Annotated in this window: 7 protein-coding genes; 3 read left to right on the top strand and 4 right to left on the bottom strand. The window is 68.8% G+C overall.

Annotation, left to right across the window (positions count from 1 at the left end):
* Positions 1-1,642: aconitate hydratase AcnA (gene acnA, locus JHC99_RS06955; RefSeq protein ID WP_292152819.1), on the bottom strand; the 1,642-nt coding region annotated here is incomplete at its 3' end.
* Positions 1,643-1,841: 199 nt separating this feature from the next.
* Here acnA and ccmA point away from each other — a divergent pair.
* The 3 genes from ccmA to JHC99_RS06940 all read left to right on the top strand — a co-directional run bounded on the left by ccmA (position 1,842) and on the right by JHC99_RS06940 (position 4,641).
* Positions 1,842-2,465 (top strand): heme ABC exporter ATP-binding protein CcmA, encoded by a 624-nt coding sequence (gene ccmA, locus JHC99_RS06950; RefSeq protein WP_292152816.1) that lies wholly within the window; start codon positions 1,842-1,844, stop codon positions 2,463-2,465.
* Positions 2,462-3,214 (top strand): heme exporter protein CcmB, encoded by a 753-nt coding sequence (ccmB, locus tag JHC99_RS06945; protein ID WP_292152812.1) that lies wholly within the window; start codon positions 2,462-2,464, stop codon positions 3,212-3,214. Before ccmA ends, ccmB begins: the two co-directional genes overlap by 4 nt.
* 68 nt (positions 3,215-3,282) lie before the next feature.
* Positions 3,283-4,641, top strand: coding sequence for an ATP-binding protein (locus JHC99_RS06940; RefSeq protein ID WP_292152809.1), 1,359 nt, complete (start codon positions 3,283-3,285; stop codon positions 4,639-4,641).
* Here the strand turns inward: JHC99_RS06940 and JHC99_RS06935 are convergent.
* The 3 genes from JHC99_RS06935 to JHC99_RS06925 are packed head-to-tail and all read right to left on the bottom strand — an operon-like array spanning position 4,638 to position 6,054.
* Positions 4,638-5,201 carry a Smr/MutS family protein gene (locus JHC99_RS06935; protein WP_292152806.1) on the bottom strand — a complete coding sequence of 188 codons (564 nt, stop codon included), beginning with the start codon at positions 5,199-5,201 and terminating at the stop codon, positions 4,638-4,640. The genes JHC99_RS06940 and JHC99_RS06935 overlap by 4 nt on opposite strands.
* Before the next feature lies 1 nt (position 5,202).
* Entirely contained in the window at positions 5,203-5,439 is a 237-nt protein-coding gene (locus JHC99_RS06930) for a helix-turn-helix transcriptional regulator (protein ID WP_271146124.1), read from the bottom strand.
* Between the two features lie 12 nt (positions 5,440-5,451).
* Positions 5,452-6,054, bottom strand: coding sequence for a DUF2975 domain-containing protein (locus JHC99_RS06925; protein WP_292152822.1), 603 nt, complete (start codon positions 6,052-6,054; stop codon positions 5,452-5,454).
* Positions 6,055-6,418 lie beyond the last annotated feature (364 nt).

Below are 6,418 nucleotides of genomic sequence, written 5' to 3'. Positions count from 1 at the left end.
AGTTGGCCTGGACGTCGGGGTTCACCCGGCCCTCGAAGTTGCGGTTGCCCGACAGGACCGAGGTCGCGACCAGGGCGTTGTCGTTGATCGCCTTGGAGATGGCAGGGCTCAGCGGGCCCGAGTTGCCGATGCAGGTGGTGCAGCCGTAGCCGACCAGGTTGAAGCCGAGCGCGTCCAGATCCTTGGTCAGGCCCGCGTCGTTCAGATAGTCGGTGACCACCTGAGAACCGGGTGCCAGCGAGGTCTTGACCCAGGGCTTGGCCTTGAGGCCCAAGGCATTGGCCTTCCTTGCCACCAGACCGGCGGCGATCAGCACCGACGGGTTGGAGGTGTTGGTGCAGGAGGTGATGGCTGCGATGACGACGTCACCGTCGCCGACCGTGAACTTCTCGCCGTCCACCGACACGCGCTCGGCATCGGCCGGACGGGCGAAGGTGCCGGTCAGGTGCGCTTCGAACTCAGGGGCTGCGGTGGTCAGTTCGACGCGGTCCTGGGGACGCTTGGGACCGGCCAGCGACGGCACGATCGAGGCGAGGTCCAGTTCCAGGGTGTCGGTGAAGACGGGGTCTTCGCTCGTCTCGTCGATCCACAGGCCTTGAGCCTTGGCATAGGCCTCGACCAGGGCGACGCGGGCCTTGTCGCGGCCGGTCGCGGTCAGGTAGTCGATGGTGGCGCGCGACACGGGGAAGAAGCCGCAGGTGGCGCCGTATTCCGGGGCCATGTTGGCGATGGTCGCCTGGTCTTCCAGGGTCAGGCCGGGCAGGGCGTCGCCGAAGAATTCGACGAACTTGCCGACCACGCCCTTCTTGCGCAGCATCTGGGTGACGGTCAGCACGAGGTCGGTCGCCGTCGCGCCCTCAGGCAGGCGGCCGGTCAGGCGGAAACCGATGACCTCGGGGATCAGCATCGGGATGGGCTGACCCAGCATGGCGGCCTCGGCCTCGATCCCGCCGACGCCCCAGCCCAGAACGGCCAGGCCGTTGATCATGGTCGTGTGGCTGTCGGTGCCGACGACGGTGTCGGGATAGGCGACGGTCTTCTTGCCCTCTTCCAGGGTCCAGACGGTCTGGGCCAGGTTCTCGAGGTTGACCTGGTGGCAGATGCCGGTGCCGGGGGGCACGACGCGGAAGTTGGCGAAGGCCGACGAGCCCCAGCGCAGGAAGTTGTAGCGTTCGATGTTGCGCTCGTACTCGCGCTCGACGTTCTGGCCGAAGGCTTTGGCCGTCCCGAAATTGTCCACCATGACCGAGTGGTCGATGACCAGGTCAACGGGGTTCAGCGGATTGATCTTGGAGGGGTCGGCACCCAGCGCCGTCATGGCGTCGCGCATCGCGGCCAGATCGACCACGGCGGGCACGCCGGTGAAGTCCTGCATCAGGACGCGGGCGGGGCGGAAGGCGATCTCGTGCTCGACCGAGCCCTTGTTGTCGATCCAGGCCGCGACGGCCTTGAGGTCGGCTTCAGTGACCGAAACCCCGTCCTCGTTGCGCAGCAGGTTCTCCAGCAGCACCTTCATGGAGCGCGGCAGGCGGGAAATCCCGGTCAGGCCTGCTTCCTCGGCGGCGGGAAGGCTGTAATAGGCGTATTTCTTGCGACCGACCGTGAGGTCCTTGCGCGTATTCAGGCTGTCATTGGACGGCATTCGAGAGGCTTCCTCTGCTCTACGCCGCCCGACAATCCGGTTGCACGTTCGCGCGGTCGACGACGGGGCGCACAGGTCCCCGACGCGCGCGGCGAACGCCTGCTGCGGCTGGGGCGGCTATAGCCCCGGTCAAGGTCGCCGTCCATGTATCCACGTCCGGTGTGTGGACATTGAGAATGGGTCGCAGGAGGGCGATGCCGTGATCCACACCCTCTCCCTCTCCGCCCTGACCCTGGCTCGTGGCGAGCGGACCCTGTTTCGCGACCTCGATTTCACCGTCGCCGCCGGAGACTGCGTCGCCCTGACCGGGCCGAACGGGGCGGGCAAGACCTCGCTGTTGCGCGCGATCGCCGGCCTGATCCGCCCCGAAGGCGGCGAGGTCGCGTTTCGCGACGGCGATGCCAACCTGATCGATCCCACCGACGCTCGGGGCAGGGAGGTGCATCTGGTGGGTCACCTCGACGGCCTCAAAGGGGCTCGCACGGCGCGGCATGAACTGATGTTCCAGTCCGACTGGCTGGGTCACACCCAGGACGGCTATGACGACGCCGTCGCGGCCTTCGGTCTGAAGCCCCTGCTCGATCTCGAGGTGCGCAAGCTGTCGGCGGGCCAGCGACGGCGCCTGGCCCTGGGGCGTTTGCTGGGCTCGCCCCGCGCGCTGTGGCTGCTGGACGAACCCTTCGGTCCGCTCGACGCCCATTGGCGAGAGGCCTTTGCCGAGGTCATGCGCCGTCATCTCGCGGCTGACGGATTGATCGTCTGCGCCGTCCACGACCCCCTTCCCATCCCCAGTCGCCCTCTTGTGCTGGAGGGCCCGGCATGAATGGGCCACCCTTGCCGAAATGGGGAGACGGCGAGCCCGACGGGGCCGAGCCCGGCCCGCCCGAGCCGCAGCTGCCGGGTCCACGCGGCGGCACGCGCGTCCTGTTCGAGCGGGAGCTGTCTCTCGCCTGGAGCGGGGGCGGCGGCCCCCTGCTGGCCTGTGGCTTCTTCGCCTGTCTCACCGCCATCCTGCCGCTGGCGGCCGGGGGCGCGATCGAGACCCTGCGACCGGTCGCGGCCGGCGCGGCCTGGCTGGCCCTGGCCCTGTCGTCCCTGCTGTCGCTGGAGCGGTTGTTCGAGCGCGATCTGGAGGACGGCGGGCTCGACCTGCTGGCCACGGGCCATCTGTCGCTGGAGGCCGTCTTTGTCATCAAGGCGCTGAGCCAGTGGGTCGCTACCGGCCTGCCGCTGGCCCTGGCCGCGCCGGTCGCCGCCCTGGCGCTGGGCCAGCCCCTTCATCTTGCGCCCCTGACCGCACTGGCGGCAGGGATCGGCGGGCTGGGGTTCGCCTTCACCGGAGCGCTCGGAGCTGCGTTGGCCCTCGGCGCGCGGCGTGGTGGCCTGTTGATTGCCGTCGTCGTCCTGCCGCTGTTCATTCCGCCGGTGGTGTTCGGTTCGGGCGCTCTCGCCCGGGCCGCAGACGGCTTGCCGGTCGGGCCGGCCCTGGCCCTGCTCGGCGCATACTGCCTGTTCGCGGCCTTGATCAGCCCGTTCGCCGGAGCCGCCGCCATCCGCAACGCCCAAGGCTGACAATGCAACCCAGAGTTTTACGATAAAGCAACCTGTGGCCGTCTACCCTGTCGTGGGAGGGTCTGCTCATGGGTTTCATTCTGGTCGTTATCGCGGTGGCGCTGACCGCCGCTCTCGGCGGGATCAGTCTGGCGACGCGCGCACGAGGCGAGGCGATCCGGCTGCGCGCGCTCACCAACGCGCTTCAGGCCCGCGTCACCGAGGCCACCCGCGAGATGCGCGCGGCGCTGGCCACGTCGGACCAGCAGGCGCGGGGCCTGGCTGCCGCCAGCCAGGCCAAGACCGACTTCCTGGCGGGGATGAGCCATGAGCTGCGCACCCCCCTGAACGCCGTCATCGGCTTTGCCGACCTGATGCGGATGAATGCCGCGACCGAGCCCCTGACCCTGCGCCAGCGTCAGGCGGTCGAACAGATCCTCGGCGCCGGCCAGCATCTTCTGGCCCTGATCGAGGAGGTGCTGGACCTCGCCCGGATCGAGGCCGGCAAGCTGTCGATGTCGATCGAGGCCGTCGATCCACATCTGGTCGCGCGCCAGGTCTGTCAGTCCCTGAAACCCGAGGCCGAGGCCGCCGGCGTGACCCTGAGAGCGCCACCCGTCGTCGCCGGCTTCGGTGTCATCGCCGACCGGACCCGCCTGCGCCAGATCCTGCTCAATCTCGTGTCCAACGCCATTCGCTACAACCGCCCCGGCGGCCACGTGATCGTCGAACTGCGCCAGGGACGGGACGGCGTCATCCTGTCGGTACGCGATACCGGGGCCGGGATCCCCGCCGACCGGATGGCGGAACTGTTCCAGCCCTTCAACCGGCTGGGTCGCGAGGCCTCGACGTTGGCGGGCACAGGCATCGGCCTGACCGTGTCGCGCCGGCTGGCCGAGGCCATGAACGGTCGGTTGGAGGCGACCAGCCGCGAGGGCGAGGGGTCATGCTTCACCTTGCATCTGCCACTGGCCCGCCATACGGCACCGCAAATCGTAGCCTCGGAAATCCCCGAACTCGCTGCACCCGCCCTTCCCGGCGGCGCAGCGACGATGCTCTACGTCGAGGACAATCCGTCCAACATCGCCCTGATGCGGCACGTGATCGCGGCCCTGGGGTCGATCCGCCTGCATGTCGCGGAGACCGGCCACGACGGTCTGGCCCTGGCGCGCGACCTGCGGCCCGACATCATCCTTCTGGACATCAACCTGCCCGGCCTGAACGGATTTCAGCTCAAGGCCGGCCTGGATGCGGACCCCCTGACCCGGGGGATTCCGGTGCTCGCCCTGTCGGCCAGCGCCATGCCCGACGACATCAAACGCGGCAAGACGGCGGGCTTCCGCGACTATCTGACCAAGCCGCTCGATATCCCGGCTTTTGCGCGTGCCCTGAATCGCGTCCTGAACGAGGTCGGCCGGACTGCCGATACCGAGCGTCGCGTGGCCTAACGCTTACGCAGGGTGACGTAGATGGCGCCGTCGCCGCCGTGGCGGCGGTGGGCCCAGGCGAAGCCGGAGACGACGCCGCGCAGGCCGGGGGCGTGAAGCCAGTCGTGCACCGAGGCGCGGATCACGCCACCGCCCCTTCGTCCCTGGCCGGTAATGACGAGAACGGCCGAAAGGCCGCGCGCCTGGCAGCCCGACAGGAAGGCCCGCAGTTGGTCCTCGGCCTCGAACCGGCCAAAGCCGTGCAGGTCGATCGTGGCCTGGATCGGATCGCGTTCCCGCGACAGGCGGCGCTGGCGGCGAGGCTCCAGTTCGTGTGGTGCGGGACGGGCGACGGCTGACGGTTGCGGCGTCGAGATCCGCAGAGCGCCAGGTGCCCGCTTCGGAAGAGACGACGGCTTCGGCGGAGCCTTGCTCGGCGCGACGGCGAGGATTTCGGGGATGGGCGCTCCGCCGGGGATGACGCGGGCCGCCTTGCGGAATTTCGGTGGCGTCACCGAGCCCGTGACGCGGGCCCAGATGCGGCGGTCCTCGGTCGTCAGATCCTTGGGAGGTTTCGCCACCTCAGGCGTCGTCGCCTTCGCCCGTGGCCTGGGGTCCCGGCTCATGGGCCAGCAGGTCGCCGGGCTGGCAGTCCAGTTCGCGGCAGAGTGCGTCCAGGGTAGAGAAGCGAATGGCTCGTGCCTTGCCCGTCTTCAGGATCGACAGATTGGCCAGGGTCACGCCGACGCGGTCAGCCAGCTCCGTCAGCGACATGCGCCGTTCGAGCAGGATGCGGTCGAGTTGGATGCGAATGGCCATGGGTGCGGTCTATCAGATCGTGAGTTCGGATTCGCGACGCAGCCGAGCGCCCTCGCGGAACACCTCGGCCAGCACGAAGACGACGAGGACGGAAAAGATCGGGGTCAGCAGTTCGCCGACACCCTGCGGGTCCATCACGCCGGGGGCCAGTCGGGCGGCGACCAGCCCCTGCGTGACCCAGACGCCGGCGGTGACCGTGGCCAGGGTCAAGCCGATGGCCCGCAGGCGGCGCACGTTCTCGGGTTGGAACGGATCGCCCTGGGTCAGGCTGCGGAAGATGAGGCGCAAGTGGCGCAGGATCAGCAGGAAGCCGCCGAACCAGGCCGACAGGGCACCCAGGCCGAACAGCAGCAGCGCTCGGGTCAGGGGCTGTTGCAGCCCGCCGGTGTCGTCGGTGACGGTAATGTTGACGTCACTGAGCGGAATGAAGATCGCGGCGACGAAGGCAAGCAGCAGGATGGCGGTGATCAGCATCAGCAGGACGAAGGCGACGTCCAGAGCGATCTTGAGCAGGCTCGAGACCGAGCCGGGGCCCAGCGTGCGCGGACCGCGCAGGGCGAAGCCGGGGATGCGGGCGAACCGGGTCGAGGATGTCAGAAGGATCGGCAGGCGCATGGTGCGCATGTCACCCGGCCGGACCAGAGGGCGCGATCGCCACGCGGGGTCCGGCGAACCCCGACGCGGCGCAAGTCTTCGCGGTCTTGAAGGGTCTCGTCAAAGGGTGATCTTTCTCTGCCTTGAGGGGCCGACGGTCGAGGGGACGAATCCCGGGTCGACCGTCGTGGCCCGCTTCAGCGTTTCGCGTGTCAGCCAAGGGGCCGGACGCGGTAGGCGCCGCTTCATGGAAGCGGTAGGCAGAGGCTGTTTAGAAAGCCTGGACGAGGATGGCGACCATGGCGGTCGGCAGGGCGGCCAGCAGGGCGGCGTTGACGAGGACTGCACCAATGCGGTCCATGAAAAGCGAGGCGTTCATCGTGCT

Source organism: Brevundimonas sp. (assembly GCF_016463485.1).
Lineage (GTDB): Bacteria > Pseudomonadota > Alphaproteobacteria > Caulobacterales > Caulobacteraceae > Brevundimonas.
The sequence above is the reverse complement of the archived record's forward strand: the minus strand, read 5'-3'. Positions and strand labels throughout refer to the sequence as shown.